The 25,604-nt window shown below is 66.9% G+C and carries 26 protein-coding genes and 1 pseudogene; 4 read left to right on the forward strand and 23 right to left on the reverse strand.

All coding sequences use genetic code 11. From position 1 onward, the window contains the following. The 16 genes and pseudogenes from FFS72_RS24970 to FFS72_RS25040 form a co-directional block, all read right to left on the reverse strand. Window positions 1-630, reverse strand: a 630-nt coding sequence (locus FFS72_RS24970; RefSeq protein ID WP_171018820.1) for a TerD family protein, incomplete at its 3' end; no start/stop codon positions are given. Beyond that, the gene (locus FFS72_RS24975; RefSeq protein WP_249353520.1) at window positions 615-1,451 is read right to left on the reverse strand and encodes an HAD family hydrolase; all 837 of its coding nucleotides are present in this window, start codon (window positions 1,449-1,451) and stop codon (window positions 615-617) included. The genes FFS72_RS24975 and FFS72_RS24970, both read right to left, overlap by 16 nt. A gap of 41 nt (window positions 1,452-1,492) precedes the next feature. After that, window positions 1,493-2,635, reverse strand: coding sequence for a cysteine protease StiP family protein (locus tag FFS72_RS24980; RefSeq protein WP_137876476.1), 1,143 nt, complete (start codon window positions 2,633-2,635; stop codon window positions 1,493-1,495). Next, the gene (locus tag FFS72_RS24985) at window positions 2,632-3,924 is read right to left on the reverse strand and encodes a phosphoribosyltransferase family protein (protein WP_171018821.1); all 1,293 of its coding nucleotides are present in this window, start codon (window positions 3,922-3,924) and stop codon (window positions 2,632-2,634) included. Before FFS72_RS24985 ends, FFS72_RS24980 begins: the two co-directional genes overlap by 4 nt. Continuing rightward, a complete protein-coding gene (locus tag FFS72_RS24990) occupies window positions 3,921-5,123 on the reverse strand; it encodes an HpcH/HpaI aldolase/citrate lyase family protein (RefSeq protein ID WP_137876477.1) in 1,203 nt (400 codons plus the stop codon). The genes FFS72_RS24985 and FFS72_RS24990 overlap by 4 nt, the downstream gene beginning before the upstream one ends. Beyond that, the gene (locus FFS72_RS24995) at window positions 5,120-6,310 is read right to left on the reverse strand and encodes a hypothetical protein (RefSeq protein ID WP_137876478.1); all 1,191 of its coding nucleotides are present in this window, start codon (window positions 6,308-6,310) and stop codon (window positions 5,120-5,122) included. The genes FFS72_RS24990 and FFS72_RS24995 overlap by 4 nt, the downstream gene beginning before the upstream one ends. A gap of 89 nt (window positions 6,311-6,399) precedes the next feature. Then, window positions 6,400-7,473 (reverse strand): DUF4236 domain-containing protein, encoded by a 1,074-nt coding sequence (locus FFS72_RS26690; protein ID WP_212744394.1) that lies wholly within the window; start codon window positions 7,471-7,473, stop codon window positions 6,400-6,402. A 21-nt stretch (window positions 7,474-7,494) separates the two neighbouring features. Beyond that, window positions 7,495-8,100: a TerD family protein gene (locus tag FFS72_RS25005; protein WP_137876479.1), complete on the reverse strand. Its 606-nt coding sequence runs from the start codon at window positions 8,098-8,100 to the stop codon at window positions 7,495-7,497. A 73-nt stretch (window positions 8,101-8,173) separates the two neighbouring features. Then, the gene (locus FFS72_RS27175; RefSeq protein WP_249353521.1) at window positions 8,174-8,824 is read right to left on the reverse strand and encodes a TerD family protein; all 651 of its coding nucleotides are present in this window, start codon (window positions 8,822-8,824) and stop codon (window positions 8,174-8,176) included. A gap of 105 nt (window positions 8,825-8,929) precedes the next feature. Then, window positions 8,930-9,427, reverse strand: a pseudogene (locus FFS72_RS27180) (TerD family protein); the annotation flags it as partial. A 60-nt stretch (window positions 9,428-9,487) separates the two neighbouring features. Continuing rightward, the gene (locus tag FFS72_RS25015) at window positions 9,488-10,117 is read right to left on the reverse strand and encodes a TerD family protein (protein ID WP_137876481.1); all 630 of its coding nucleotides are present in this window, start codon (window positions 10,115-10,117) and stop codon (window positions 9,488-9,490) included. A gap of 83 nt (window positions 10,118-10,200) precedes the next feature. After that, on the reverse strand, window positions 10,201-11,331 hold the full coding sequence (locus tag FFS72_RS25020; protein ID WP_137876482.1) for a DUF475 domain-containing protein: 1,131 nt from the start codon (window positions 11,329-11,331) through the stop codon (window positions 10,201-10,203). Window positions 11,332-11,413: 82 nt separating this feature from the next. Further along, a complete protein-coding gene (locus FFS72_RS25025) occupies window positions 11,414-11,989 on the reverse strand; it encodes a TerD family protein (protein WP_137876483.1) in 576 nt (191 codons plus the stop codon). 164 nt (window positions 11,990-12,153) lie between these two features. Then, window positions 12,154-12,729, reverse strand: a complete 576-nt coding sequence (locus tag FFS72_RS25030; RefSeq protein WP_137876484.1) for a TerD family protein — start codon at window positions 12,727-12,729, stop codon at window positions 12,154-12,156. A 237-nt stretch (window positions 12,730-12,966) separates the two neighbouring features. Further along, window positions 12,967-13,422, reverse strand: coding sequence for a tellurite resistance TerB family protein (locus FFS72_RS25035; protein WP_137876485.1), 456 nt, complete (start codon window positions 13,420-13,422; stop codon window positions 12,967-12,969). Window positions 13,423-13,527: 105 nt separating this feature from the next. Beyond that, window positions 13,528-14,895, reverse strand: a complete 1,368-nt coding sequence (locus tag FFS72_RS25040; RefSeq protein WP_249353517.1) for a TerD family protein — start codon at window positions 14,893-14,895, stop codon at window positions 13,528-13,530. 432 nt (window positions 14,896-15,327) lie between these two features. Between FFS72_RS25040 and FFS72_RS25045 the strand changes: the two genes are divergently transcribed. Beyond that, a complete protein-coding gene (locus tag FFS72_RS25045) occupies window positions 15,328-16,416 on the forward strand; it encodes a GmrSD restriction endonuclease domain-containing protein (protein WP_171018822.1) in 1,089 nt (362 codons plus the stop codon). Between the two features lie 382 nt (window positions 16,417-16,798). Here FFS72_RS25045 and FFS72_RS25050 read toward each other — a convergent pair whose 3' ends face one another. Then, complete coding sequence (locus tag FFS72_RS25050) at window positions 16,799-17,233, reverse strand: hypothetical protein (RefSeq protein WP_137876487.1); 435 nt, start codon at window positions 17,231-17,233, stop codon at window positions 16,799-16,801. A 536-nt stretch (window positions 17,234-17,769) separates the two neighbouring features. After that, window positions 17,770-17,985 carry a hypothetical protein gene (locus FFS72_RS25055; RefSeq protein WP_137876488.1) on the reverse strand — a complete coding sequence of 72 codons (216 nt, stop codon included), beginning with the start codon at window positions 17,983-17,985 and terminating at the stop codon, window positions 17,770-17,772. A 56-nt stretch (window positions 17,986-18,041) separates the two neighbouring features. Between FFS72_RS25055 and FFS72_RS25060 the strand changes: the two genes are divergently transcribed. Next, window positions 18,042-18,221 carry a tyrosine-protein phosphatase gene (locus tag FFS72_RS25060; RefSeq protein ID WP_137876489.1) on the forward strand — a complete coding sequence of 60 codons (180 nt, stop codon included), beginning with the start codon at window positions 18,042-18,044 and terminating at the stop codon, window positions 18,219-18,221. Here FFS72_RS25060 and FFS72_RS25065 read toward each other — a convergent pair. Next, window positions 18,218-19,681 carry a hypothetical protein gene (locus FFS72_RS25065; protein ID WP_249353518.1) on the reverse strand — a complete coding sequence of 488 codons (1,464 nt, stop codon included), beginning with the start codon at window positions 19,679-19,681 and terminating at the stop codon, window positions 18,218-18,220. The two genes, FFS72_RS25060 and FFS72_RS25065, sit on opposite strands and share 4 nt — an antisense overlap. Then, window positions 19,671-20,663 (reverse strand): hypothetical protein, encoded by a 993-nt coding sequence (locus FFS72_RS25070; protein ID WP_137876490.1) that lies wholly within the window; start codon window positions 20,661-20,663, stop codon window positions 19,671-19,673. Before FFS72_RS25070 ends, FFS72_RS25065 begins: the two co-directional genes overlap by 11 nt. A 553-nt stretch (window positions 20,664-21,216) precedes the next feature. On the opposite strand from FFS72_RS25070, the gene FFS72_RS25075 reads away from it, so the two are divergent. Both FFS72_RS25075 and FFS72_RS26890 read left to right on the forward strand, forming a co-directional pair. Further along, on the forward strand, window positions 21,217-23,292 hold the full coding sequence (locus FFS72_RS25075; protein WP_137876491.1) for a TerD family protein: 2,076 nt from the start codon (window positions 21,217-21,219) through the stop codon (window positions 23,290-23,292). 118 nt (window positions 23,293-23,410) lie between these two features. After that, on the forward strand, window positions 23,411-23,686 hold the full coding sequence (locus FFS72_RS26890) for an excalibur calcium-binding domain-containing protein (RefSeq protein ID WP_249353519.1): 276 nt from the start codon (window positions 23,411-23,413) through the stop codon (window positions 23,684-23,686). Window positions 23,687-23,966: 280 nt separating this feature from the next. On the opposite strand, the gene FFS72_RS25085 is transcribed toward FFS72_RS26890, so the two are convergent. The 3 genes from FFS72_RS25085 to FFS72_RS26610 all read right to left on the reverse strand — a co-directional run. Continuing rightward, window positions 23,967-24,215: a hypothetical protein gene (locus FFS72_RS25085; protein WP_137876492.1), complete on the reverse strand. Its 249-nt coding sequence runs from the start codon at window positions 24,213-24,215 to the stop codon at window positions 23,967-23,969. A 108-nt stretch (window positions 24,216-24,323) separates the two neighbouring features. After that, window positions 24,324-24,650, reverse strand: coding sequence for a CD225/dispanin family protein (locus FFS72_RS25090; RefSeq protein WP_137876493.1), 327 nt, complete (start codon window positions 24,648-24,650; stop codon window positions 24,324-24,326). Between the two features lie 627 nt (window positions 24,651-25,277). After that, window positions 25,278-25,604: DUF7373 family lipoprotein (locus FFS72_RS26610; RefSeq protein ID WP_502704156.1), on the reverse strand; the 327-nt coding region annotated here is incomplete at its 5' end.

Raw genomic sequence — 25,604 nt, forward strand, 5'->3', positions numbered from 1 at the left:
GTCGGCCGGAGCGGGTGTGGGGGTGTGGATTCCGGCGGTGGCGCCGTTGCCCGCGTGATGACCGACCGGCGGCGCCGTCATCGTCGGGGCCACGCCGGTGACGGCCGGGGTCGGGGTGGGTGCGTCGTCGACGGTGACGCCGTGGTCGGTGACCAGCGCCGCGAACCCGCCGGCGTATCCCTGCCCGACCGCGCGGACCTTCCACGTTCCCTGCCGACGGTAGAGGTCGAGGGCGATGACGATCGACTCGGTGGCGAGACCGTCGATGCGGTACTCGAACAGCAGGTTCCCCGTCGCCCGGTCCCGGAGCTGCGCGACCGGAGTGCCGTGCCGCCCGAACTGGCTGGTGGCGTCGTCGAGGGTCACCACGGCCCGCACTTGGCTGATGTCGGTGGGGATGTCGGCGAAGGTGACGGCGAGGCTCGCCGGCTGACCCGACAACCCGGCGAGCAGGCGCACCCCGGGGCCGGTGGGCTGGTTGTAGAACACGAAGTCGTGGTCTCCGCGGACGGTGCCGGCGTCGGTGACCAGCAGCACGGACAGGTCCGCGGGGGCGTCGACGGTGACCGTGACGATCACCTCGGATGCGGTCAGGGGCGCGTTCTGACCCTTGCTCAGCTCGTGGTGCACGTCGATGTCCTTTGCGCTGCGGTCATGTCGGGGTGGGCCGTGCTGGTGGCGTGCTGGTGGAACCAGGTGAGGATTTCCTCACCGGCGGTGATTCCGCGGGCGGCGGTGACGGCGACCTCCGGATGCTGCCACCGGGTTTCCTCGAGTTCGCCGTGGCGGGGCCGGATCGCGAGGTCGGCGTACTCGAGGAGATCGATGTCGAGGACCCCGTCGCCGGCGGCGAGAACAACGCTGTCGGCGTGCAGGGTGCGGTCGGCGGTGAGGCGGGCGTGGACTTCCCGCACGGCGGCGCTCTTGGTGACGGCGTTGGGCATCGTGTAGATCTTGCGGCCCTGCTGGGAGACGTTCCAGCCGCGCGGCTCACACCAGCCGCGCCACTCGGCGACGAAATCGCCTGGCTGCTGGTCGGTGTCGACGACCAGGTAGCAGAACAGGTCGTCGGCGGTCCGCAGGCTGCGCACCCAACTGTCGTTGACGCGGCCGGCCAGTTCGTCGACGACGGCGCCGACGGGGGGCCCGGCAGCGGCGCCGATCCGGTCGATGTGGTCGCGCCAGACGGGATCGGGTTGCCCGTCGACGAGGATGGCGCCGCCGTTGCTGGTGACCGCGTACCGATGCGGGCCCGACGGCAGGTCGATGCGCCCGTATTGGGCGGGTGTGCGGGTGGTGGTCGGCACGACGATCGCGTGGGCGGTCAGCTCGGCGAGGAGCGTGTGGGCGGTCGCCGTCAGGTACGACAGGGGGGCGTCGTTGTAGATCTCCACGCACACCGGTGAGGTGGCGGCGAACCGCTCACCCGCCGCGGTCCGGGAGTAGATCATGGTGCGGTCGAGGTCGGTGGCGACCAGGAATGAGCGCGGGTTCACGACTGCTCCTTGATCAGGCCCATGCACGAGTACGCGAGGCCCGGTACGACCTCGACCGGGACGCCGCGAGCGGCGGCGAGCATGCGGATGTGCGCGTGCTCGGGGGCGTCCGCGTCCCGCACGAGCACCTTCCACGGCACCCGCCGCAGCAACACGCGGGTGGTTTCCCCGACCCCGGGTTTGACGAAGTTCACCGAGCTGATGCCGTACTCGGCGCGGACCTTGTCCACCGACGCCCACCCCGACCACGACGGCGCACGGTCCACGGTGGCCAGCCGGCGGGCGGCGGCGAGCGCGGCGTCGTAGGCGGCGTCGAATTCGGCGGTGACGGTGTCGAGCAGCCGATTCGACACATCCTGCGATGCCAGTTCGCGGTAGAACTTCGCGCCGTGAAACTCCCCGGTCCGGATGTGCCGATCGTTGAGGACGGTGCGGGACACCAGACCCGAGACCGTGGAGTTCAGGCACGCGGAGGCGATGAGGAAGTCGTCGCGGGTGCCGTACGTGCGCACGCAGTGGCCGGGGTCGGCCAGGACCGCGAGATCATCCGACAGGCGCGGCCCGCCGGCGGCGGCGTAGGCGTCCAATGCTGCGGTCAGCTCGCGGGTGATGGCGCCCTTGCCGGTCCACCCGTCGACGAACACCACAGACCCCGGATCGTGGCGGTCGGTGATGTGATCGAGTGCGACGGTGTCGATTCCGCGGCCACGCACGATCGAGACCGCGTAGTGCGGCCACCCGCGGCGGTGGAATCGCTGCGCCCATCGGCGGATGAGGATCCCGACCGGGGTGCCGGCCCGCGCGAGCGACACCAACGTCAGGTCCGGTCCCCGCTCGGCGATCAGCAGTTCGGTGACGGTGCCGACCGCTTCGGCGAGGCGCCGCGCGGACTCGGCCAGCGCCTGATCGAACAGTTGCTGGTAGGCGGCGTCGGGCTGGTATTCGACCGGCAGTGATTCGGCGTAGTGCGCGACCCCGGCCTGGATGGCCTTCTCCCGTTCGGCGAGGTCAGCTTCGAGATCGATGTCGGAGAGGTCCTTGAGCAGCCAGGTGACGTCGTCTGCGGTGTAGGACCCGAAACCGGGGCCGGTCAGCGGCGGCGCCGCGAGCGCGTCAGGTGCGCGGTCGACTGTGGTCACGAGTGGGTCCTTGCGGCGGTGAGTGCATGGTGATCGGTGGCGGGGACCACGGCGACGGTGACATCGTGGCCGGCGGCAGTGAGAACGTCGAGAAGTCCACCGGGCGCACGCAACTCGCTCGTGTCGGCGGGGGTGTCGACCACCAGCAGCAGCTGCGCCGCCGTGCTGCCCGCATCCGGCCACGCGGCGTTGTAGAGGTAGCGGCGGGCGGTGAGATCAGGTTCGGGGGCGCAGTACTCGAAGCCGCGGCGCAGCGGATAGCCCGGATCGTCGTGCACGTACGCCGGCGATCGGGTGGTGGTCTGGTAGCGGACCGCGAACCCGGTCTCGGCGAGCGCTTCGGCGATGCACAGCGGCAGGTACATCAGCTCTTCGTGCCCGATGACGATGACCGGGCGCCCCTCGTCGAGCACTGGGGCGACGGTGGCGGCGGCCACGGCAGTGGCCGCGGCGAACGCGTCACCGTCCTCGCGGAGGATGCCGTAGCGGCCCCCGTCGGGCAGATCCGCGGGCCACGGCACCGGCACCACCATCGCCGCCCCACGCCGGTCGGCGATCGGATTGAGGACCGGCGCATCGAGAGCGGTGACCCGCTCGGTGAGCCCGTCCGGCAGTTCGGTGCGGCCCACCGCGAGTGCGACATGATCGATCCGCACCCCCAGTTCGGCAGCGGCGGCGTCGACGGCAGCCCGATGCTCGGCCTCACACATGTCGACGAGGGAGGCGACCACGTACCGGCCGCGGGGCGCGATCGCGTGCAGCGCCCGGATCGCGTCGACCGCGGTCGCCCCGGTGGAGATCTCGTCGTCGACCAGAACCAGGGCGGCGTCGTTGGCGAAGAGCGCCGGGGAGGTGGGTTGGAGCAGGTGCGACGTCGCATGCGAGTGCCCCTCCTCGAACCCGCCGAGCACCGGCACTCCGGCGGTGTGCCGCCGCGTCGAATGCAGGTAGCAGGCCGCCCCCAGCCGGGCGGCCACCGCATGCCCGAGACCGGTTGCGGTTTCGGCGAACCCGAGCACGACCGCGCCAGTGGCCGCATCCGGGCCGAGGACCACGGCCACCTGGTCGGCGAGCGCGTCGGCGGCGCCGCGCACCCGCGCCGGGTCGGTGGGCAGGTGCTTGCCGAGGACGGTGGACACCAGCAGGTGCGCGCGCCGCGGGTTGCGGCGCAGGCCCGGCTGCACGAGATCGGTGACCGGCCATCGCCCACCCACCCCGGTCTCGTGGAGGGCAAGGCCGAACCGCTCGGTCGCCCACGCCGACGCCCCTGCGGTGGTGGCGGGCATCATCGCGCGGCCAGAGCGGTCAGAACATCCACGAAAGTCACTCCCTGATTGGTCACACCGAACACCGATGCGCGCAGCACGACACGCTGCGCCCAGTCCCGGTGCGGCTTGAGTTCGTTCATCTTGTTGCCGTACCCGGACGCCAACACCCCACCGGCATCACCGCCGAGAACATCGATGGCGTCGTGATACTCCTCGTGCGTCACCGTGGCGAGCGCATGCACCGGCGCGACATGCGAGGGATGGATGACGGTCTTGCCCTGGATGCCGTTGGCGTGGTCGAGGGCAATCTCCCGCAGCAGACCGTCGAGGTCACGACTGACCAGCTGCTGCCGGAACCGCACCGCGTCGTGCTCCGCGAACGGTGTCTCCCGCAACTGCGGCCGGAACATGCGTTCGTGGTCGGCGAAGTACTCCCACACCGGCCCGGTGATCACGAATCCCGTTCCGTCCATGCGCCCGAGATAGTTCACGATGGAGGCGATCACATCGGAGACCACCCGCACGTCGTAGATCGTCAGGTCACGGTCGCGGCGAATACCGAACAGCCCGCACATGTCGGTGGCACCGACCCGCACCGCGAGCACCCGCTGCCGGTGGGCGGCGAGCAGCGTCGCGATCGACTGAAGTTCGGTGTCACGTGCCTCCCGATACGCCAGAACCGGCGACTCGAGGACCGGCATCACATACAGGTCCTTCCCCAACGCCTCCGACGCCTCCGCCACCGCTGCAAGGCTTTCGGCGCCGGTTGCCGCGGTGAACTTGGGGACCACGAACCCGGTCAGAGCCGTGACGCCGGGCCCGAGAGTGGCGGCGATGGCACGAATCTCGGAGGCGGTGCGAACCCGCACGAACAGCAACATCCCGGCCGTCGGGGTCCCGGCGAGCCGGTCGAGAGCGTCCACCGCACCTGCGAGCGCGACATCGACCTGGTCGTCGGCGACGGCGTCCTCGAGGTCGATCACCATCGACATCACACCCTCGTCGCACCGGCGGGTGATCGTCTCCGCCAGGTCGGGCCGGTTCCCCGGCACATACAAGGTGGCGCCGAGCGCAACCGCAAGCCGGTCGCGGGGGTCGGTGTCGGCGAACGGTGTCGGCGGATGCAGGAACAACCGCTCCCGCGTCTGGGGGTCCAACTGGTGGAAATGGGTCAACGCCTGCCCCACCCGACACTCGGGGGCAGCTAGGTGGCGAGTCATGCACGGCCTCTCATGCGGTCGACGACCCCGTTGATGAAGCGGTCGATCGCCTCGAGGTCGGTCATGTAGGTCCAGTAGTCGGGGTGCACTCCGGTCAGTGCGGCACACGCGCGGTCAATCCGGTCGACCTGGGCGTCGAGGACCGACCCCCACTCGCCGACGAGGTCGCGCTGCAGAGCGAGCTGCTGCGCGTCCCGCAACCGGAACCGCACCTTGTCCGCTGCCTGAGCCGGGTCGGAGCGAATCTCTCGCAGCGACCGGAGCCGGTCGGTGACCGCGTCGACCGCATCGTCGGCGGCCCGGAGGTGATCGCGCGCCGAGGCGCAGTGCGCCAGAGCGGATTCGGGTCGAGCCGCGGCGATCTCGGCGCGCGCTGCCCGCAGCTCCTGGTCCGCAGCCGCGGCCGCAGCCGCCGCGACACGATCGTTGTCGACGAGATCGTTCGAGCAGGCCGCGCTGAACTCCCGCAGCAACGCCGATCGCGTCGGCCCCATCTGCTCGGCGCGGGTCGCGACCGCACTGATCCGGGTCGCGATCGACCGGACAGCGTTCTGCGCCTCGATGCCTCGCCCCGGCGCCGCCGCGAGGGCCGCGTGCACCGCGGCGGCCGCGTCGGTGACCGCGCCGGCCACATCCCGCCGGTGGGCACTGTCGGTGACGGCGTCGAGCGTGCGGATCTGCGCGGCAAGGACATCGACGGCGGCGATCACCGACGGGTACTGCAGAAACGGCAGGTTCCCCGCGTCATCGAGCGCGGCGACGGCGGCATTCGCGGCGACCCGGGCCTGCTGCGCGGACTGGACTGCCATCTGCTGTGCGGCGCGGGCGCGACCGAGCGAGTCACTGAACCTGTCCCGGAACCGAGTCATCTCGGCGCACACCTGCTCCAGTGTGCGAGTGCACTCCTGGTAGACCGGTGCGCCCTGGTACGGCGAATCCGGCGCCGGGCGCTGCAACTGCAGGTAGGTCGCGGTCGCCGCCGAATGCCGTTCCCGGATCGGTGCCCACTGCTGCGTCACCTGGCCCGCCGGGTCGATCGCGCGGGCCGCTGACACACCATCCTCGATGGCGGTGATCAGCTGATCGGACTGCAGGAACGCGGACGTCATCGCTCCGTACGCCTCGACGGCTGCGGGGTCGTCGCCCGAGTCACCGGCGAACCACTTGCGCATGAATGTGCTGGCCACGGCGCGACGCTATCCGAGGTCGTTCGGGGCGGCCGGATGGTCAGGCGCGATGGGTGATCCGATACCAGGGCACACCTGCGAGGGCGCACTCATGATGCGGGCAGCGCGGCGAGCGCCTCGGTCAGGCCGGGATACGCCGGGTCCTCGGACAGGATCTTCTCCAAACTCTTACGGGCAGCGGCTTTCCGGTTCTGGCCGAGATCGACCTGCGCGCGCTCGATCAGGGCACGGTGCCGCACGCTCGCCGAACGGGATCGGATCCGCAACGCTTCCTTGAACGATTCCCGGGCCGCTTCGGCATAGCCTTGCCGACCGAACGCCCGCCCGCGCAGCGCCAGCAGAAGCGCCGTCGCGTCGTCCTCGTTGGTGATGCCGGTGGTCAGGTCGATGACGTCGTTGTCACGGCCCGCCTCGCTGTAGAGGTCAGCGAGTGACAGCGCTGCGGGCGTCGACGGCGACGAGATCCGTTCCACCGCATCGATCGCCGCGTCGAGGGCGCCGGCTTCCTGGTGCAGTTCGGCCACGGCCAACGCGGCGACGGCGTCACCGAGATGCAGGTTCGCAGTGACCCCGTGCACGATCTCCACCGGCCAGCTGTGGTCGGCGAGTTCCGCGAGCAGCGGTTCGATCCGCGTGACATCGGCCTGCTGGGCGATCGACCACGCCAGCAGCTCGCGGGCGCGCCCCGTGCGGTCGGGATCGCCGGCGCCCTGGGTGAAGTGCAGCAACCCTTCGAGGGTGGCAACGAGGATCCGCAGTTCCGGCATCGACGGTCCCCAGTACCTGGCCACCGGCGGAAACAAGGTCGGGTCCTGCGCGTCGGCGAGGGCGAGGACGTCGAGCGCCCACTGCGGCCGATGCACCGGCGGCGGTGTCGCGGCGACCGGCTGGAACGGGGGCAGCGGTCCGAGCGCACTCGGGGGAGTACTCCTGGTGGGAGTGCTCCTCGTGGGGGCACTCGAGCGCCGCGACGGTGCACGCCGGACGGTCTGCGAGTGCGACAGACCCGTCCCCGGCACCGACAGGGTGCGCGTGACACGCCCGTTCGCGCTCTTGGTGACCCGCACACCCTTCCCGCCGACGGAATACCCAATCCCGGACTTGGACACGTTCAGTGACACCCCGGGGGCGAGCTTGATTCGCTTCTGGAACCGGAAACCCATAGTCAGTCCACCTCGCTTCCGTCAGATCTCGTAGCCGGCGGGAACCGGCGGGTTGCCCCAGTCGACCCCCGAGTCGGCGGCCGGTACCGGCGCCGGCGAGGGCGCCTCGTCGTCGACGGTGATACCGAAGTCCCGCGCCACACCCGCGAGCCCGTCGCGGTAGCCCTGGCCGACGGCACGGACCTTCCAGGTTCCGTTGCGCCGGTACAGCTCGGCGGTCACCGCCGCGGTCTCGTCGGACAGATCACCGAGAACGAACGTGAACGTCTCGGCCTGTGCGGTCATCACCACGGTGATCGGTGCGAGGTCCGCCAGCCGCGCGGAGGGGGCGCCGTCGACGCTGACCGCGACGGCGATCGTGTCCACCACGGGATCGGTGTCGGCCAGCGCGCACGTGAGGGTGTCGGTGACGACATCAGCGGTGTGCGTCTTGCCGGCGAGGGTGATCGACCCGTCGGGGGACTGCGCCTGGTTGTAGAAGACGAAGTCGTCGTCGCTGCGGACACGACCGCCCTGCAACAGCAACGCGGACAGGTCGGCGTCGCAGTCGTGGGACCGCGGCCAGGACACCGAGACCGTGATCCGGTCACCAGGAACAGTCGTGTTCTGGCCTTTGCTGAGCTGCATCGCGTGTTCCCCCTGCCTCACCCGAAAGGTGTGTCGAGATGGATGGTCTTGTGTCGCAGTAAGAGTGCGGCTGCTACTTACGGCCAGCGGTCCACTTGAGTCCCCACCGGTAGGCCTTCGAGATCTCCGACTGAGTTCCGTGAATGTATTTGACCTCGCGGGTGACGATCAGCTCGTTCTTCTCGTTCTTGAGCAGGGCGATCGCGCAGGAGCGGGCACGGTTGTCCGGGGAGTCCAGACGAACCTCCACCTCGGGTCCCGTGGGCGGGTAGAGCGTGACGACGCCGTCTGCCGACGACCAGTTGGGGGCACCGTCGTAGATGTACGCGAAGATCAGGATGCGCTTGAAGTCACCCAGGTGCGCGAGGTTGATGTGAAGGTTCTCGCCGGATGTGTTGTTGCCGCTGCGATCGTCACCGTCGAGGTGGATGTACGGCGGGTGGTGCAGGTTGCCGAACGACTTGCCGAGAGCTTGGACAACTCCCTTGGATCCGTCCTTGAGCTGGTAGAGGCACGCGAGGTCGAGATCGATTGCGCCTGCCCGGAAGAAGCCGCCGCGGCCACGAGTCCAGTTGAGGTTGATCCGCATCGTCCCTGTCTGGCCGCTCTTGGCGAGCGAGACCGTGGGGCTCGCCTTCGTGAGCACGACCTTCTGCAACCGCACTGGCTGCGGCGCCGGTGTCGGCCGCGGTTGCGGGGGAGCAGGTGCCGGCGACTGTTGGATAGGGTGGGGTGCCGGAGGTTGCGCGGGACGCGGCGCCGGTGGCTGCACCGGCGGCGGCGGAGCGGGCGCGTCGTCGACACTGACGCCATGCTCGACGACCAGTGCCTTGAGTCCGTTGTCCCAGCCGGCGCTGACGTTGCGGACCTTCCACATCCCGTTGTGGCGGTACACCTCGAGCAGGACCGCGGAGCGTTCCGAGGTCAGCCCCTCCGCTGCCGCCGACACCATCGTTCCATCGGCCTGGCTCACCACGACGGCGAGCGCCGGCACCGCCGACAGCGGGCCCGGGACCGACTCGTCGACCGACACCGCCACGGCGATCCGTTCGATGTCCGTGGGGATCGCCGCGAGGTCGAGACGGACCTGCCCCGGAGCGGCAAGGGACACCGCGCCTTCCGGCGACGCCCGATTGTTGAAGAACACCAGGTCCTCATCGCGGCGGACCTTGCGGCCCTTGTCGAGCTGAAAGACGAACAGGTCGACACTTCCGGGGGTCGTACCCGTTACGGCGACGGTCGTCGCAGCGGTAGTGATGCGGGTGTTGGCGCCGCGGGTCAAGATGGTCACGAGGTGAACGGATCCTTTCAAGGGACGGCCGTGCATGGTGTGGGCGGGCAGCCCTGCGACGCGCCCGCCCACACCCCGGTCTGAGCTGCTCGCCTGCTACTTGCGGGCCCGCGACCAGTTCATGCCGAACCCGTACGCCTCATCGACCTTGTCCTGGTATCCGCGGATGTAGCGGACCTCGCGGGTGACGGTCAGCTCGCGACCGTTGCTCTCCAACATCGCGATCGCGCAGGAGATGGCCTGGTTGTCCGCCGAGTCGAGCTTGACCTCGACCTGCGGGCCCGACGTCGGGAACAGGGTGACGACACCGTTGGCCTGCGACCAGTTCGGTGCACCCTCGTAGATGTACGCGAAGATCAGGATCCGCCGGAACTGAGTGATGTCGGCGAGATTGATGTGCAGGTTCTCCCCGTCGGTGTTGCTGCCACTGCGGTCGTCACCGTCGAGATGGATGAACGGACGCTGATTCAACGCGCCGAACCCATTTCCGAGCGCCTGAACGATACCGACGGACCCGTCGGCCAGTTCGTACATCGCCGCGAGGTCCAGATCGATGCTCGGCGCCGCCGTGGCCTTGAGCTTGCCGAACAGGCCCTTCGCCGGAGCCGCGGTGCTGGCGGCCCAGTTCAGGTTCACTCGCATCGTGCCCTGACCGTCACCCGACTTCGCCAGGGAGATGGTGGGGGTGGCCTTGTCGAGGGTCACCTTGCTCAGGTTGATCGCCATGGTGCGGCTCCTTGTCTGGTTGAGGTCGCGCCCCACCCCGGCCTGCGGGGTGGGGCGCGAGGAACGCGGGTGACGCCAGTGGGTCAGGCGTTGACGGTCAGGCGCTCGTCGGGATCGAGGTCGCCATCGGTGTCACCCTCGGTGTCGGGATTGCGCTTGTTGCGGATGATGCTGGTGACCAGCGCCGCGACGATGAGCACGACACCGATCAGGCCGGTGAAGATCTCGTTGACGTGGGTTCCGATGGAGTACAGCAGGATCAGCGCGAGCGCACCGATCGCCCAGTGCGCGCCGTGCTCGAGGTACACGTACTCCGACAGCGTTCCCTGACGGACCAAGTACACCGTGAGGGACCGGACGAACATGGCGCCGATGAAGCCGAGACCCAACGCGATGATGATCGGGTCGGAGGTGATGGCGAAGGCACCGATGACACCGTCGAACGAGAACGACGCGTCGAGGACCTCGAGGTAGAGGAACAGGAAGAAGCCGGCCTTGCCGGTGGCCTTGGCCAGTTCGGTCGGCCCGGACCGTCCCGTCGTCTCGTCCTCTTCGGCGACGTTGAACAGTTCACCGAGGCCGTTGACGGCGATGTAGGTGATCATGCCCAGCGCACCGGCGATCATGACGGTGGAGGTCTCGTCGGCGGGGGCGATGAACACCGCGGTGAGCACGAGCAGGCCGGCGGCGATGACAACCTCGAGCTGGTCGAGCTTGCCGATCTTCTCGAGCGGCCGTTCGATCCACGACAGCCAGGTGATCTCCTTCTCCTCGAGGATGAATCCGAGGAAGAGCATCAGCAGGAACATGCCACCGAACGCGGCGATCTGCGGGTGCGCGTCGGTGATTAGGGTCTCGTAGCTCGGTGACCCGTCCGGGAAGTACGCGGCGCCGTCGGCGGGCGGGTTCAACGCCAGGTCCAGTGCCGCGGCGGGGCCCAGCCCCGAGGCGAGCCACACGATGACCAGCGGGAACACCAGCCGCATGCCGAACACGGCGATGAGGATGCCGACGGTGAGGAAGATCTTCTGCCAGAACTCACTCATCCGACGCAGCACGGTCGCGTTGATGACCGCGTTGTCGAAGGAGAGGGAGACCTCGAAGATGCCGAGGATGGCGGCCAGCAGGAGCGCCTGGGGGCCGCCGTAGAGAAACGCCACCACCAGGGAGACGACGGTTACGACAATCGAGATGCCGAATGTGCGAAGTACCACGGGATGTGGCCTTTCTCAAGGGAAGGGTGTGTTGGTGCCGGGGCAGTGCGGACCCGGCACCAACACCAGGTCGAGGCGAGACTCAGATGTTCACGCCGTAGTCGCGGGCGATGCCCGCGAGGCCGGACGCGTAGCCCTGGCCGACGGCCCGGAACTTCCACTCGGCGCCGTTGCGGTAGACCTCACCGAAGATCATGGCGGTCTCGGTGGAGGCGTCCTCCGACAGGTCGTAGCGGGCCAGCTCGATGCCGGTGTTGCGGTCGACAATGCGGATGAACGCGTTGATGACCTGACCGAACGACTGACCACGCTCGACGGCGTCGTGGATCGAGACCGGGAAGTAGATGTTCGTCACGCGCTGCTCGAGTGCGACCAGGTCGATGTTGATCGACTCGTCGTCGCCGTCACCCTCACCGGTGAGGTTGTCGCCGGTGTGCTCGACCGCCCCGTCCGGGGACTTGAGGTTGTTGTAGAAGATGAAGTGCTGGTCCGACAGCACCTTCCGCTCGGCGCCGGTCAGCAGCACGGAGGCGTCAAGGTCGTACGCGGCGCCGGTGGTGGTGCGCTGGTCCCAGCCGAGACCGACGGTGATCGATGTCAGGTTCGCCGTCTGCTTCGACAGGGAAACATTGCCGCCCTTGGCGAGGGACACACTCATGGCTACTCCATTCGAGAAAGGTTGGGAGGGGCGATCGGCTGGCCGCTGCGCCCCGGCGGGACGAACTGCGCTAACCGGTGGGATCTAGGGGTCCCCGGCGCAGTCCGCGGCGGTGGTGGTGCGACAGACCGCAGTCGTCGCACCACCACCGGTCGGGTGGTGTCCTAGACGTTGACGCCGAAGTCCTTGGCGATACCCGCCAGGCCGGAGGCGTAGCCCTGGCCGACGGCACGGAACTTCCAGTCCGCGCCGTTGCGGTAGAGCTCACCGAAGACCATCGCGGTCTCGGTGGAGGCGTCCTCCGACAGGTCGTAGCGAGCGAGCTCGGAGCCACCGGCCTGGTTGACGACGCGGATGTAGGCGTTGCGGACCTGACCGAACGACTGGCTGCGGTTGTCGGCGTCGTAGATCGAGACGGGGAACACGATCGAGTCGACGTTCGCCGGCACGGCCGCGAGGTCGACCTTGATGATCTCGTCGTCGCCGTCGCCCTCACCGGTGGTGTTGTCGCCGGTGTGCTCGATGGAGCCGTCCGCGGACTTGAGGTTGTTGAAGTAGACGAAGTGCTGGTCGGAGACGACCTTCTTGTCGGCGCCCAGCGCGATCGCGGACGCGTCGAGGTCGAAGTCCTGCCCGGTCGTGCTCCGCAGATCCCAGCCGAGACCGACAGCAACCGCAGTCAATCCGGGGGCCTCCTTGGTCAGCGAGACATTGCCACCCTTGGTCAGGCTCACGCCCATGTTCGTCCTCCTGGACTCGTTGTGCTGTAACGATTCTCGGCGTATGCCGGAACCGGGTATGCGGTACCGCCCACCCGGGACATTCCCCGAGGTCGGTGTGGGTGGATCGGGGACCGGGATGCGTCCGGTCGATCCGGGTCAAAAACTAGGGTCGGTCTGCGCGAGGTGCGGCACTGAACGGGCGCCAGGGGAAAGTTGTACCCCCGGCCCCCGACACGTTCCGTGCGCGAACAGATCTCAGAGGTCGAACTCGCCCGGGTTGATCCCGACCGCGAAGCAGGCCTCCTTGACTGCCTTCTTCTCGTGCTCGTCGAAGTTGCCGTCCGCACCGCCGATGATGATGCCGATCTGAATCACCGCGCGCGCCTGTTCGGGCTTGGACTTGAGCTTGGCGATCGTGGCGGTCGCCTCGACCTTGCCGAAGTCGAAGTCACCGTTCAGCTTGTCGCAGTACCAGTCGAACTTCTGTCGCAGCTCCTCGAAGGCGAAGACCTTCAGCGACTCGTTCGACATGATCAGCGCCGCGGTCTTCTGCCGCTCGGACGGGTCGATGCTGCCGTCCGCGGCGGCGATCAGCGCGCACATCGCCATCGAGCCGTTGGCGAACTCCTTGTTCTTGAACTGGGCAGTCTTGACCTGCAACTGTCCGTTCAGTTCCTGGGTCTTCGCCTTAAGCTGATCCCAGAACGCCATCGGTCCTCCTGTATCGGGTGTCGGTCGGTTGCCCACGCGGCCAGCGCGTCGGCGTGTGGACGCGCGGGTGCGCGGACCATTCCACTGTCGGAATTGATACCGGGTCTACTTCGGGTCGGGGCACCGTCCGGTGTATTTCGTCAGGCCGATCCCGCGATTGCGCTTCTTGCTTCGCCCGACCGGCCCGTCTGGGGCCTTACGCACCCAGTTACCTGCCGTGTCCAGAACCGGCATGCGTTCGCTTGCGAAGCCGCTGTATCGGGTTTCGCCTTCGACGGTGAGCACACCGTCCTGGACGTCGATGTGCGCCACTGTCGCCCAGAACGAATTCTTGCCGTTGCCCACGTAGACCAGGATCTCGTCGGCATCCGGGCCAGGGAGCCCGTCACGGCCCGCGCGGCCGTAGCGGATCACGACCCTCGGCTTGCCGAACGTGTCGATGGCGCCGGCGCCGTTGTCGACGCTCTGATAGACGTTCACCAGTAGATCCCCGTTCTCCTTCGGGAGTACGCGGACCTGCTCGGTGGCCGGCTTGTTGCCGCGACCGGGTCCCAGGCTGTCGCCGTAGTGGTAGATGTGCGGCCACGTGTCGAGACTGCCGCGATGGTTCTTCTCACCACTGATGACGACGTAATCGTTGGTCTCCTCGTTGCGGCAGAAGAAGTACACGTCGAGGTCACCTTCGCCGTAGCGCTTCACTGCGCCGTGGCGGTCGTACTTGGCTCCGCGGCCGTCCCACTCGAGGCCAACGGTCAGGACCCAGTTCGGATCTCCCTGGCTCTTGCGCAGATCGATCCGCGCGGTCTTGTTCGCCGAGTCCTTCGTCAGCGAAATCCGGACCTTCTCGAAGCTGATCGGCGCCGCGGCAGGGGTAGCCGCGGGCGCAGGTGTCGGCCGCGTCGGGGCGACGGCGGGCGCAGGCGTGGTGGCGGGAATCGGCGCCGGTGCAGGGGGAGCGGCGGCCGGTGCCAGCTCGTCCGTGCCGGGGTCGTCGACGACGATGCCGTGCTCGGTCGCGAACTTCGCCAGGCCTTCGCCGTAGCCCTGCCCGATCGCATCGAGCTTCCAGCCGGCTGCGCGTCGGTAGAACGCCACCACCTGCAGGACGGTTTCGACGCTGAGACCGGCCGGGACGAACGTCAGCTGCTGGCTTGGGCCGGCGATGTCGACGGACAGTCCGGGCACGTCGCGGAACGTGGTGCCATTCGCCTCGGTGCTGCCAGTGATCAGGACGCGATCGACATCAGCGGGCACCGCGTCCAGGTCGACCGTGATCTCGGTGTCCGAGACCAGAGCAACACCATCGGCTTTCGGGTTGTTGAAGAACACGAAGTCGTTGTCGCTACGGACGCGGCCGTCGGAGCCGAGGAGGACCGCGGCGATGTCCACGCCGCTTCCTGCGGGCGCCGTCGTGATCGCGACGGTGTACCGGCCGTCCGTCAGGTCGGTCTTCGACCCCTTCGACAACTGCACTTTCTCCCCCTCCGCTAGCAAAGCCCCTGCAACTGTCCGATTTGCGTCGATCTTTCCACGCACCCCGAGGGGACTGGACGGTGCCCCCCTGCGAATAAACCGTCCCAACACGCGAGTTCGTTACTCGTCACGAGCATGCCCGCGCCGTCCATGTGGAACCCCTCCGGCTCGCCTAACCCCATTCGGGCTCGCCGCGAACGTGCGCGCACAACTCGGCTAGCCCTAGCGAGCAGGGCCAGGCTCGGCCATCATTGTGACATCTGCACCGCTGCAACATGTTCGGCGTCAGTCGGTGCCCCACGTTCAACTGTCATTCAATTGAATGAATTTCACGGTGTGCTTGCCATCGAGATCGTCGGCCAGCGAGCATGGCAGTCTTGACCGGACAGTTCCGATCCGGTCGGATCCCTGCCAGATGGAGAGCGTTACCTCGTGTCCAGTTCGACCTTTGCCGTCACCCAGCGTCACACGCACCCAGTCCTTCTCGGATCCCTGGCACTGATCGGTGCCTTGACGCTGACCGGTTGCGGCGGCGGCGCGGATGCGAACCCAGCAATCGAGCTCCAAAGCTCAGCAACTGCGGTAGCCAACCCGACGACGGCCCCCCAAACTTCGACGGCGGCGGCCACACCGGCATCGACGGCGCCGTCAGCCGCACCGGTCGCCGCGGTGGCATTGCTCGAGGGGTTGCCGGTCAAGGGACGCGCCCCGAAAACCGGCTACGACCGAGACCTGTTCGGGCAGGCGTGGTCCGATGACGTCACCGTCGCCGGCGGCCACAACGGCTGCGACACCCGCAACGACATCCTGCAGCGCGATCTGACCGAGGAGACGTTCAAGCCGGGCACACGCGACTGCGTCGTCGCGGCCGGTGTCCTCGACGACACCTACACCGGGAAGCGGATCAACTTCCTTCGCGGCGAAGGCACCTCGACGGCGGTGCAGATCGACCACGTCGTGGCACTTTCGGATGCCTGGCAGAAGGGCGCGCAACAGCTCGACGAACAGACCCGCCGGAACTTCGCGAACGATCCCCGCAACCTGCAGGCCGTCGACGGTCCCACCAACAGTCAGAAGAGCGACGGTGACGCCGCGACGTGGCTGCCGCCGAACAAGGCCTACCGCTGCACCTACGTCACCCGGCAGGTCGAGGTGAAGGCAGCGTACGGACTGTGGGTCACCCAGGCCGAGAAGGACGCCATCGCAAGGGTTCTCGCGGACTGCGACACCGCCCCCGGCCCCGCCCCAGCGCCCGCCCCGGCAAGTGTGGTGCCCGACCCGACGAGTGCACCCGCACCCGCACCTGTTCCGTTCGTGGCACCGGCACCGGCACCGGCACCGGCACCGGCGCCCGCTCCCGCACCGCGACCGGCGCCCGCACCGGACCCTGTGCCGCAGGCGAGCACTACCTACGCGAACTGCTCTGCAGTCCGGGCCGCAGGCGCGGCACCGCTGCACGCCGGAGAACCCGGATACAGCTCGAAGCTCGACCGTGACGGCGACGGCGTCGCGTGCGAGTGACACCCGACAGCACGGAGTGATCGCAGTGCTCGGTGTCTTCCATCTCTGCGATCATCCACCGACGCCCTGAGGTCAGCGACAGCAGAGCTCACCGACGCGACCGGACGGCAGCATCACCCGCAGCAGGGGAGTGCGCTGGACGCCGTCCGGTCCCCGACGGGTCAGCCCCACTGCACGGTGCGGCCCCGCCAGCGACGAGGTCGACGAGCTGACCCCGCATCTGGTGGCGGCGCGGGCCGGCCTCCGCTGACGACGGACACGACGCGAGTTGGATCGTGGATCGTGAGCGGTGATGGATCGGGCGGCGCGTAGGTCAAGGTGACGGGGAAGATACTGGCGGAGCAAACCATTGATGGTTTCGTTGCCGCCGCCATACCTCTCGTCAGGCAGGCGTAGACGGCACGCGATCGTCGGACTCATCGCTCCTGGCGGCATGCTTGGCGCGCAGGGCCTCGAGTTGGGCAGCCTTGGCCGCGGCGATGCGTTCGCGGGTGGCGGCGGTACGACGCGGAGCCGGCGCCGGGGCTGGGTGGCTGGAAGTGTCCGGGCGAGGAGCCGCGGGCCGCGGAGGCGCGGGGTCTTCGGCGGTGCGCACCGCGTCGACCAGCAAGGTGAGCGGGAGGATGAAGACCCAGAGGAAGATCCGGTACTCACCGCTGTCGAAGAACACGGCCAGGTAGATGCCGTAGCTCAGGAACGCGGCGCCGATGAGACCGTTGACAATGCGGCGGCCGAGGTGCAGTCCGGAGGCCACCAGCGCCACAACGATCATGACGATTCCGCTGACGAACAGCATCGCCACATAGAAGCCGAACACGTATATCCCCCATCACGAGCTGACTGAAACGATGATCAACCTAGATCACCGGCGCCGCGACCTCCACCGTGGAGGCCGCGTCCGCTGGAGTACCGGTGCCCGCTGCGCTAGTCGAACGCGCCCGTCCGCTCTTCTCTCGAAATCCAAGACATCCTCGACTGGGCCGAAACCAGGACAACCTGAACCCTCGCGCATCTGTTTGTGACTGATCACGCGCCCGCCGGCCGACGAGGTGAACCGGGTTGCCCCTGACCGTCGGGGTCCAGATTCATCGGTCACGGGCGCGGTGTCGGCGGGCAGGTCCTGTGGTCGACGAGGGAGTCAGCGCACCAGCGCGGGTGGCCTCGGTGGGAGTGTCGGCCCGGGGTGGGATGCCGACAAGCGTTGCAACGCAGGCGTTCCCGTCGCGCGCAAGTGAAGGACCGGGAGCCGGAAATGCTGCGGTTAGCGCGCTGGCTCATCGGAGTGAATACAGGTTTGCATAGCGGTGCGCGCAGCGCACCGCTCACCGACGGCTTTCTGTCGACTCCGATTCATCACTCGATGCCACAGAGAGGCTTCATCTTGTCTCGCACAACCATGAACACCGTCGCCGCGGTTGCGATCGCCAGCGGACTGCTTCCGTCGACCTCGGCGGCGGCCGGCGCCGTCGATTCCGGATCTGCCGCGGGTCCGCTCGGCACCGTCCTGTCCGGACCTGCCGGTGGCGCACCCGAGATCGGCGGCCCCGCCGGGACGATCCCGGTGAACACCCCGCAGCTCCCTCCGTCGCCAACTTTCGGGACGCCGCAGGCGACGAGGGGGAGGGATGCGTCACCGAGGACGGTACGCATCTTCTTCCGGTCCAACGGACTGGACAATCTCCGTCGCAGACGTCGCGGCCCTCACCGCGCTCGGTGTCGCCGACATCTACGACCTGCGTGGCCGGACCGAGTCCACCAATCCGATGGTCGGCGGACCCGACTGGGCGCCTCGGGGTAATCGCTAGTCGAGAAAGTAGGCGAGGACTTCTTCCTCGGAGTTCAAGACCTCGTCCGAAGCCACCCCGAGTTCAAGTGCTAGCTCGACCGATCCGAGGAGGGCGACCTCCACGTCAAGAGAGAAGGCCCGTTCGAGCACCCCGAGGTAGTCGGACATGCTCGCCTCGAGCTGCTCGATGAGCCCCTGGTGTTCGGCGGCGAGTTGCTCGTCGAGAGCTCGCTGTTCGTCGACGTAGTGCAGGATCAATGAAGCCTCCCGCTTGGAGAGGGAGGACGAGGCGGCCCTATACATGATGATGCCGACGGAGTTGCCGATCACGGCGCCGAGGACCGGCACGGGAATGAGAGCCTGCCCGGCGAGGGATGAGAGGGCGCTGATGGCGGTCTCCAGGCAGACGAGTTCCGCGCTCTCGATGAACTCCAGCTCATCGATCTCGCCACGACGGAGCTTGTTCGCCTGCTCCGCGACGCCGAAGGCCGCGGTGACGATCGAGCTGGCGACGGCTGCGGAGGTGGCGGTGAAGTTCGTGAGCCAGTAGATGCTGACCCCCCGGACCCCGCCCTTCGCGACGCCGAGACCGCCTTCGCCCGCGACGTCGGCCCAGTCCTCGCTAGTGAAGTCTCTGAGCTGCTTTCCCGCACGGCGTTTCTCGACCACGGCCAGCGCCAAGGCGGTCCCGCCCTCGATGGCGGCGGCCGCAAGCGTGGCCTTCATACCCGCCCGCGGGGTCGGCCGGCTTTCCTGGTAGGCAGCGTCCCGCAGGGACTGGTCGGTGGAGCGGAGGGAATCCTTCTCGGTCTCCAGAGTCGCGCCGTAGGCGCCCTTCTGAACCTCGGGGTACCTCAGGTGCGAGGGCTCGAGCGACTCGATGCCGACAGATCCCTCCTTGAAGAAGGCGTGGACTCGCGCCCAGTCCTTGAGCGACGGGCCGTCGCCGCCGAGCGTCAGGAGCTTGCCAGCTTCCTCGCGTGGCATGGCGTGGAGCTTCTGGATCACCTCGAAGTGGTCGAGGGGGATCTGGTATTTCCCGCCGCTCTCGACGAAGTCGGGATACTTCTGGAGGTGTTCGGTGATCGCGCCGAGGCCGAAGCGTCCGCCGGCCGCAACGAACTTCTGCTGGATCTGCACGCCGCCGCGCATCAGGTCCACGGGGCCATTGTCATTAACCCACTGATAGACGGCGCCCCCGCCGCGGATCTGGCTCCGAGCGTTGCCGACACCCACCTCTGCGACCTCGGCGATGAAGCCGTGCATGCCCTTCATCCCGCCACGGTTGGTTGCGACCACCTCAAGGTCGATCTTCCGGATCGCCTCGTCGACGCTGGCGAGCGCGTCCTTCAAATTGATGTCCTGCCGGTTGAGAGCATGCAGCAGGTTGTCCAGGCGGAGCTGGTTGAGATAGTTCACCCAGGCGGCGACAGCCTGTTCCTGGTTGCTCTTCCCAAGCTTTGCCGCGTCACTCAGCATCGGCGTGCTGCTCAATGCGCTTGTTCAGCAGGGCTGCGCATGCCTTTGTGTTGTTCACCAGCGCGACGAGCTGGGACTGCTGGGGCGCGGACAAAGCGCGGAAGTCGGCGCCGAAGTACCTCAGCGCTTCGCTGTAACTCCGTACGAGCAGCTCGCGAAGAGAGCCGGTGCGCTGGAGGAAGTCATCAATCTGGGCATCCATGCCCTTGATGAGCGCGGTGTTCTGCTTCACCGAGGTCAGCGCCTCTTGCTTCGCCTCGCGGTTCTCGAACTTGTTCTTGGTGAACAGGGCGATTGACGCGAGGAGGGTGGCCCCTGCGACCGTCCAGCCGATGGGGCCGGCGAGGGCGAGCAAGGCACCGCCTGCCGCAGTGCCTCCGCCTCCCGCTGCGAGGGCTCCTCCGCCGAGCCAGGCCATAGCAGCGTTGGTCGCAGCAGCCCCGGAGAGTGCGGAGATCGCGGTGCCTGTCGATGCAGTACCGAAGGTGGTGGCGACCCAGAGCGCAGCTGTCGGGGCCATGCTCGCGACCGCCGCACCCGCGGTGAACCCGGCAGTGGCGCCGGCAGCCGACTTTCGCGCGGCTTCGAGATCCTTCCGTGCGAACTCCTCTGCTGCCAGAAACTCGGCTTTGTCGAAATCGATCTCCTCGAAGTCGGTCTCGAACGACTTCGGAGTGTTGACGATGCTGTTGACCAGCAGCGCGACGAGCTCGATCAGGTCCGTCGAACGTTCGCGCTGGCGTAGGAGAGAAAGACCCTTGTCGTTCATTGAGGTGAACGCGCCGTTGTACTCGGATATGGCTTCGGCGTAGGGGTCGGGCTTCTTCGCGGTCAGCTTCTCTACGGTGTCCACAGCGGCGGCCTTGAGATCGCTGGTCTGCTCGACCAGCTGCTTTGAGCTACTACGTGCGAACTTGCTGAAGCCGCCGAAAGCCTTGTCGAATCCCTGCTTGGCATTGTCCACGCTGAGTGGCTCAACCATCGAGATCTCCGTAATCCGTTGCTGTGTCCTGGCGGCAAGAGAGTATTCCGCCGCGAGTGACAAGGTGGACGCACCCCGTTTGGTTTCGAGGTGACTGGTCCGCCATGATTCCCCCCCAGCTACTGCAATCCCTCTACTGGCGCCTTTGGTGACGATGGACCACGCCAGCGGTGGCGTGATCGGGCAGGTCGAGGTGGCTTCAGGACGAACGAGATTCCCCAGGCTGAGTGAGCTTCTCAGCCGCGTCGACACCAGATCCGTCGAGTTAACCGTGGATGCGCTCAACCGGCTTGGTCGCCTCTACAGGCCTGCTGGGATGTCCGCGACTCCCACCAGCCCTCAATGTCATTCGAAGAATGGACAACGAGTTGGGAGCCAGGCCGGGCTACGCCACGAGCGGTTCGCCTGGTTGCGGTTGCGTTTGCTGGGTGATGTTCCGGGAGTCCGAGACCGCCGATAGCATGCTGTCCTGATGTGACCACGGCCTCGTCGTCAGCTCAGGCCCTGATCGATCCCGAACATAACGAGTTCAGTCCGAGCGAAAGTGAATCCGGTGGAGTCTCCGTTGTTGTCAAAGGGGCAGAACATCGTCCTGCCCACGGACGTCCTGCAGATCGACGCGGTACTTGGGTGGGCTGAAACCGAGATCGAGGTAGATGCCTCCGCTTTGCTGCTGAACGATTCCAGGAAAGTCTCGTCAGACGGCGACTTCGTCTTCTACAACCAGCCTGAATCGAATGACGGCTCTGTCCAGTTTCTGGGAGCCAGCGCGACGGGAGAGGGAGCTCAAGCACGTATCTCGATCAATCTGTCGACCGTCCCGGAAACCGTTCACACGATCGCGTTGGTTGGCAGCGTCGGCGCAGGAGACTTCGGTGACCTCGGGAAACTCGCACTCCGCATTGTCGATGCCGGCGGGCACACACTGGCTGAGTACACCACCGCTGATGCAACAACCGAGGCTGCATTCGTGTTCGGTGAGGTGTACCGCCGCGGCGACGAGTGGAAGGTCCGGGCGGTAGGGCAGGGATGGGACACCGGGCTCTCTGGGCTGGCGACGGACTTCGGCGTCGAAATCGATGAAGAGCCGTCCTCCGCAGAGGCTGAGAGCGATGTCGACGCCAACGATGATCTGCTGCCGGAACACGAGTCTGCAACGAACCAAACAGAGGACACCGCAACAGCGACTCACCAGCCGATCAAGGCGTCATCCACCGTGGCAGGTGGCAAGAAGACCCGGGGTGTGCGGACCACAAAGAAGGCTGTCAAGAAGGTCGCTCCACGCGAGTTCACCCTTGCAGAACACGATTCGTGGCAGCCTGCACGGTTGTTCTCGGTTGTCGGCGTCGGATCGGGTGATGAACAAGAACGGCGAGCAACGTCGGCCTTCATCGCCACAATGCAGGCAGTACGGCCCTTCGCTCGCGCCCTGTGCGGCAGAATGGGCGCTCCTGCAGGGACATTCGAGGGCTTTGTCGAAGTGCAGTACGAGCATGGGGAGACGAGGGTCATTCCCGACGCCGTTCTCAAGGTATCCCGAGGGAGCCGGCTGTGGACCGGACTGCTCGAGGTCAAGACAGGAAACGGCAAGCTCCGAAAGGAGCAGCTCGAAAACTACCTTGATGTTGCCCGAAAGAAGAAGTACGACGTTGTCATCAGTCTGACGAACGATGTCCCCGCCAGCGCGGGCGAGCTGCCAGTCGACGTCGACCGCCGAAAGCTCACCAAGGTCGCTCTCCGGCACCTCTCCTGGGCCGAAGTGGCCCACGAAGCGAGGATGCTTCTTTCACACGGCGGGCTCGACACTGAGCTGCAGGCATGGATACTCGCAGAGTTCCTTCGCTACCTCGACCACCCACGGTCAGGTGCCACGGAATTTGTGGATATGGGACGGCACTGGGTCTCCGTGCGCGACGCAGTGACCGCGGGAACCCTTCGTCCAAGTGACCCGAAGGCACTGACAGTGGCCGACACCTGGGCATCACTCTCGCGGCACCTCGCGCTGAGGCTGACCGCCGAGCTCGGCGTCACCGTAAAGCAAGTTCTGCCTCGACGACACTCCAATGACCCTGCTGCCCGGAACGCAGCAGTGGCTGAGCGGCTAGCAACAGACGGGGTGTTCGAAGCCGTGTTGCGTATCCCTGAAACCGCTGGCGATCTCATCGTGGTCGCCGATGTGCGGACGAACAAGATTCGCTGCCGAACCACCGTGAACTCGCCAAATGAGGGAACTCCAGCCCGGCGTATGGCATGGCTGCTCAAACAGCTCAAAGATGCTCCTGGTGACATTCAGGTAGAGGCGATCTTCTCCGAGCGCGGCAACGAAGCCTGCGAACATCTGGACGCGGTTCGAGTGGACCCGAAGATCCTCACGAACGGCAGGAGCGGCGACATCGTCTCCTTCGGCCTCGAACAGGCATTCGCCATGGGCAGTCGCCGATCGGGTACCGCGACGAGTTTCGTGTCCTCCGTGACCTCCTCGACGGACGCCTTCTACGGTGTTGTCGTTCAGCGGCTGCGGGAGTGGGTACCTGCGGCGCCGAAGCAGTCGGAGACGACGCGCACGGACACCGATCGACACGGAGTTGCCCAACTGCACGAATCTGAGCCGCCCATCGATCTCGCTTAGTCCATAGCCATAGCCATAGCCATAGCCATAGCCATAGCCGTAGGTGATTGGAGTCCAGTGAGACTAGGCCTTTGCTATTGCTGTGGAGGTTCGAAGGAGGCACACGTGAGATCAGCCGATGCCTCTCAGGGGGACGGAAGGTGTTGGGCACGGAGCCACCATTGTCTCGGCGCCCGAATACACGCCGCCTGCGCCCACCCAGGCGGCTGCAGTTGCCCCGATCGTCGCACCCGCACCCGCACCCGCAGTGGTTTCACCTCCCCCCGCACCCGAGTCGGTCAGCTACGCCAACTGCTCGGCCGTCCGCGCGGCCCGCGCTGCGCCCATTAACCGCGGAGATCCCGGCTACAGCTCGAAACCTGACCGCGACGGCGATGGTGTCGATCGCGAGTAGGTTCGGGGCCATGTGAAGGTGTCCAGCGGATAGTCGATCCGCTGGGCACCTTCGTATTCCGTTGCCTGCCTGCGCATCCCGCGGCCGGGTCTCCGATCATCCCCGTTGAGGGACGGAACTTCCCTCCGTGCTGTTGGGTGGCACCCGTTGACCGGGTCACGCCAGATCGCTCAGATGCTTGGGTCATGGGTCGGGCGCGAATGTCCCCGCCCCTTCCGGAGGGGCGGCGACAGGCGGGCGGTGGGCCCATCGCCTGGCCAGCCCAGATGGCGAAAGTCCTCTACTCCGCGGTCCCAGGGTCGTCGTTCATCCGGTCGAGGGCTTCGTCGACGAGTCGGGTGGTGGGCCGGAAGTCGGGGCCCTCGGCCTTCTGGAGGAATGCGCGGACCTGGACGAGCATCGCCAGCTCGGCCTTTGGGTCGCCTGGTGGTCCGGGTTCGCCGACGTCGTAGCGGAATCCGCTGTCGGCGAGGTCGCCTAGCCGATCACGCGATGGCAGCGACTGTCGACTGTCCGGTTCGGGTACCACTCGAACAGTCTGCACGACTGGTGCGCTCAGCAGGGCTGGGTGTGTCGGCGTGGTGCGCCTGTTGGGGTGCTCGCTGGGTGGGAGGGGATGGAACATCGTGGCACGTGATCAGCCGTGCGTTGACGGCATGGTGAAGGCGAGCGCGATGACAACGCCGTAGAGCACCACCATCAGGACGAAGAAGACGACCCAGAGGAGCAGGGAGGTCTTGCCGAGCGACTTGGCGCGGTCGGATGCGTGTTGCGCTCCGGTGTAGTCACCGGTGGCCCACAGCGGGTAGACGCGGGAGGAGTGGTTGAACGCGGCGAACGCGAGCGGCCAGAAGAACAGCAGCGCTGCGGCGGCCCACCCGGCGTTCGACGCCGGGAGCGGCGGCGCGGTCACGGTGTTGGGGGCACCGGCGTAGGTGAAGGTGGAGGGCTGGTGCATGTTCATCGAGTCTCCCTGCGGCTGAGTGGATTCCACTTGGTTGTGCGTCACAAGTTGGATGTTCCGGGCGGCGGAAAGGTTCCCGGACTCGAGGACGGCGCTGTCGAACTTCCTCCCGACGCGAAGGACGACGGAGACTGAACCTGGCAGTGATAGGGCTGCGGCCCCGGTTCGGAGGCAGGGTCGAGCCAACCGACGCGACAGTGGCGTCCTTCCGGCCGCAGGTCAACACGCAAAGGTGGCCTCACCGCAGTTCGCGGTGAGGCCACCTTTTTGTGGCTCAGGTCAGCCCCGAGGGAGACTGCCGTCGTCGTCGAGGATCCAGCCGGCGCCCAAGAGACACCGGGCAAATCCTGATCCGTACAGCGGGCCTAGAAGTACTGGGCTAGCCAATTCCATACGATGCTTGTGATTCCCCACATGTCACCGATGGGCTGCATGTCGTAACTCATGACTAGCTCCCTGGGTAGGTTGAGAAGTCTCCACCTAGTGCAATCCATGCCTGCAAGCCGATACCCCACACCAGGCCAACGAATGCCTGAATCGCTGGGTCATCAGACAGGTGGGGTGTTGCTGGTCCCTGCGGTCGGGTGTACATACCTCTCCTATCGTGCACCCGCCACAGACGGTTACTTAGTCGGCGTTCTGGTCCGCCTTCTGCAGGATCAGGTACTGCGCAGAGATCTGCTGGTCGACATCGGTCTTGTTGTCGAGGCCGGATGCTTCCCCGACGTAGCGGCCGTTGGCGACGATGCAAAGGTCCGCGGTCCCGTGGATGGTGTCCTTGGTGAAGCACCGGGCGGTCGGCAGGCCGGGCGGGGTCGGAGCGACGGTGTATCCCTGGGAGGTGAGGTCGTTGGAGAACTCCTCGACGATCTGCTGGGCGCCCTCCTCGTCGGTTGCCCGGTACACGATGGTCTTGCCGACAGCGTTGTGCTCGGACCCGGTTTCGGTGAGCAC

It is taken from the genome of Rhodococcus sp. Q, from assembly GCF_005503035.1.
Classification (GTDB): domain Bacteria; phylum Actinomycetota; class Actinomycetes; order Mycobacteriales; family Mycobacteriaceae; genus Rhodococcus_G.

Bases quoted from the DNA above. Each gene is read 5' to 3' on its own strand.
- FFS72_RS24975 (WP_249353520.1), bottom strand. From the start codon at position 1,451: ATGATCTACTCCCGGACCGCGGCGGGTGAGCGGTTCGCCGCCACCTCA.
- FFS72_RS24985 (WP_171018821.1), bottom strand. From the start codon at position 3,924: ATGATGCCCGCCACCACCGCAGGGGCGTCGGCGTGGGCGACCGAGCGG.
- FFS72_RS24990 (WP_137876477.1), bottom strand. From the start codon at position 5,123: ATGACTCGCCACCTAGCTGCCCCCGAGTGTCGGGTGGGGCAGGCGTTG.
- FFS72_RS26690 (WP_212744394.1), bottom strand. From the start codon at position 7,473: ATGGGTTTCCGGTTCCAGAAGCGAATCAAGCTCGCCCCCGGGGTGTCA.
- FFS72_RS25005 (WP_137876479.1), bottom strand. From the start codon at position 8,100: ATGCAGCTCAGCAAAGGCCAGAACACGACTGTTCCTGGTGACCGGATC.
- FFS72_RS25015 (WP_137876481.1), bottom strand. From the start codon at position 10,117: ATGGCGATCAACCTGAGCAAGGTGACCCTCGACAAGGCCACCCCCACC.
- FFS72_RS25025 (WP_137876483.1), bottom strand. From the start codon at position 11,989: ATGAGTGTGTCCCTCGCCAAGGGCGGCAATGTTTCCCTGTCGAAGCAG.
- FFS72_RS25030 (WP_137876484.1), bottom strand. From the start codon at position 12,729: ATGGGCGTGAGCCTGACCAAGGGTGGCAATGTCTCGCTGACCAAGGAG.
- FFS72_RS25035 (WP_137876485.1), bottom strand. From the start codon at position 13,422: ATGGCGTTCTGGGATCAGCTTAAGGCGAAGACCCAGGAACTGAACGGA.
- FFS72_RS25060 (WP_137876489.1), top strand. From the start codon at position 18,042: ATGCGTCACCGAGGACGGTACGCATCTTCTTCCGGTCCAACGGACTGG.
- FFS72_RS25065 (WP_249353518.1), bottom strand. From the start codon at position 19,681: ATGCTGAGTGACGCGGCAAAGCTTGGGAAGAGCAACCAGGAACAGGCT.
- FFS72_RS25070 (WP_137876490.1), bottom strand. From the start codon at position 20,663: ATGGTTGAGCCACTCAGCGTGGACAATGCCAAGCAGGGATTCGACAAG.
- FFS72_RS26890 (WP_249353519.1), top strand. From the start codon at position 23,411: ATGCCTCTCAGGGGGACGGAAGGTGTTGGGCACGGAGCCACCATTGTC.
- FFS72_RS25090 (WP_137876493.1), bottom strand. From the start codon at position 24,650: ATGAACATGCACCAGCCCTCCACCTTCACCTACGCCGGTGCCCCCAAC.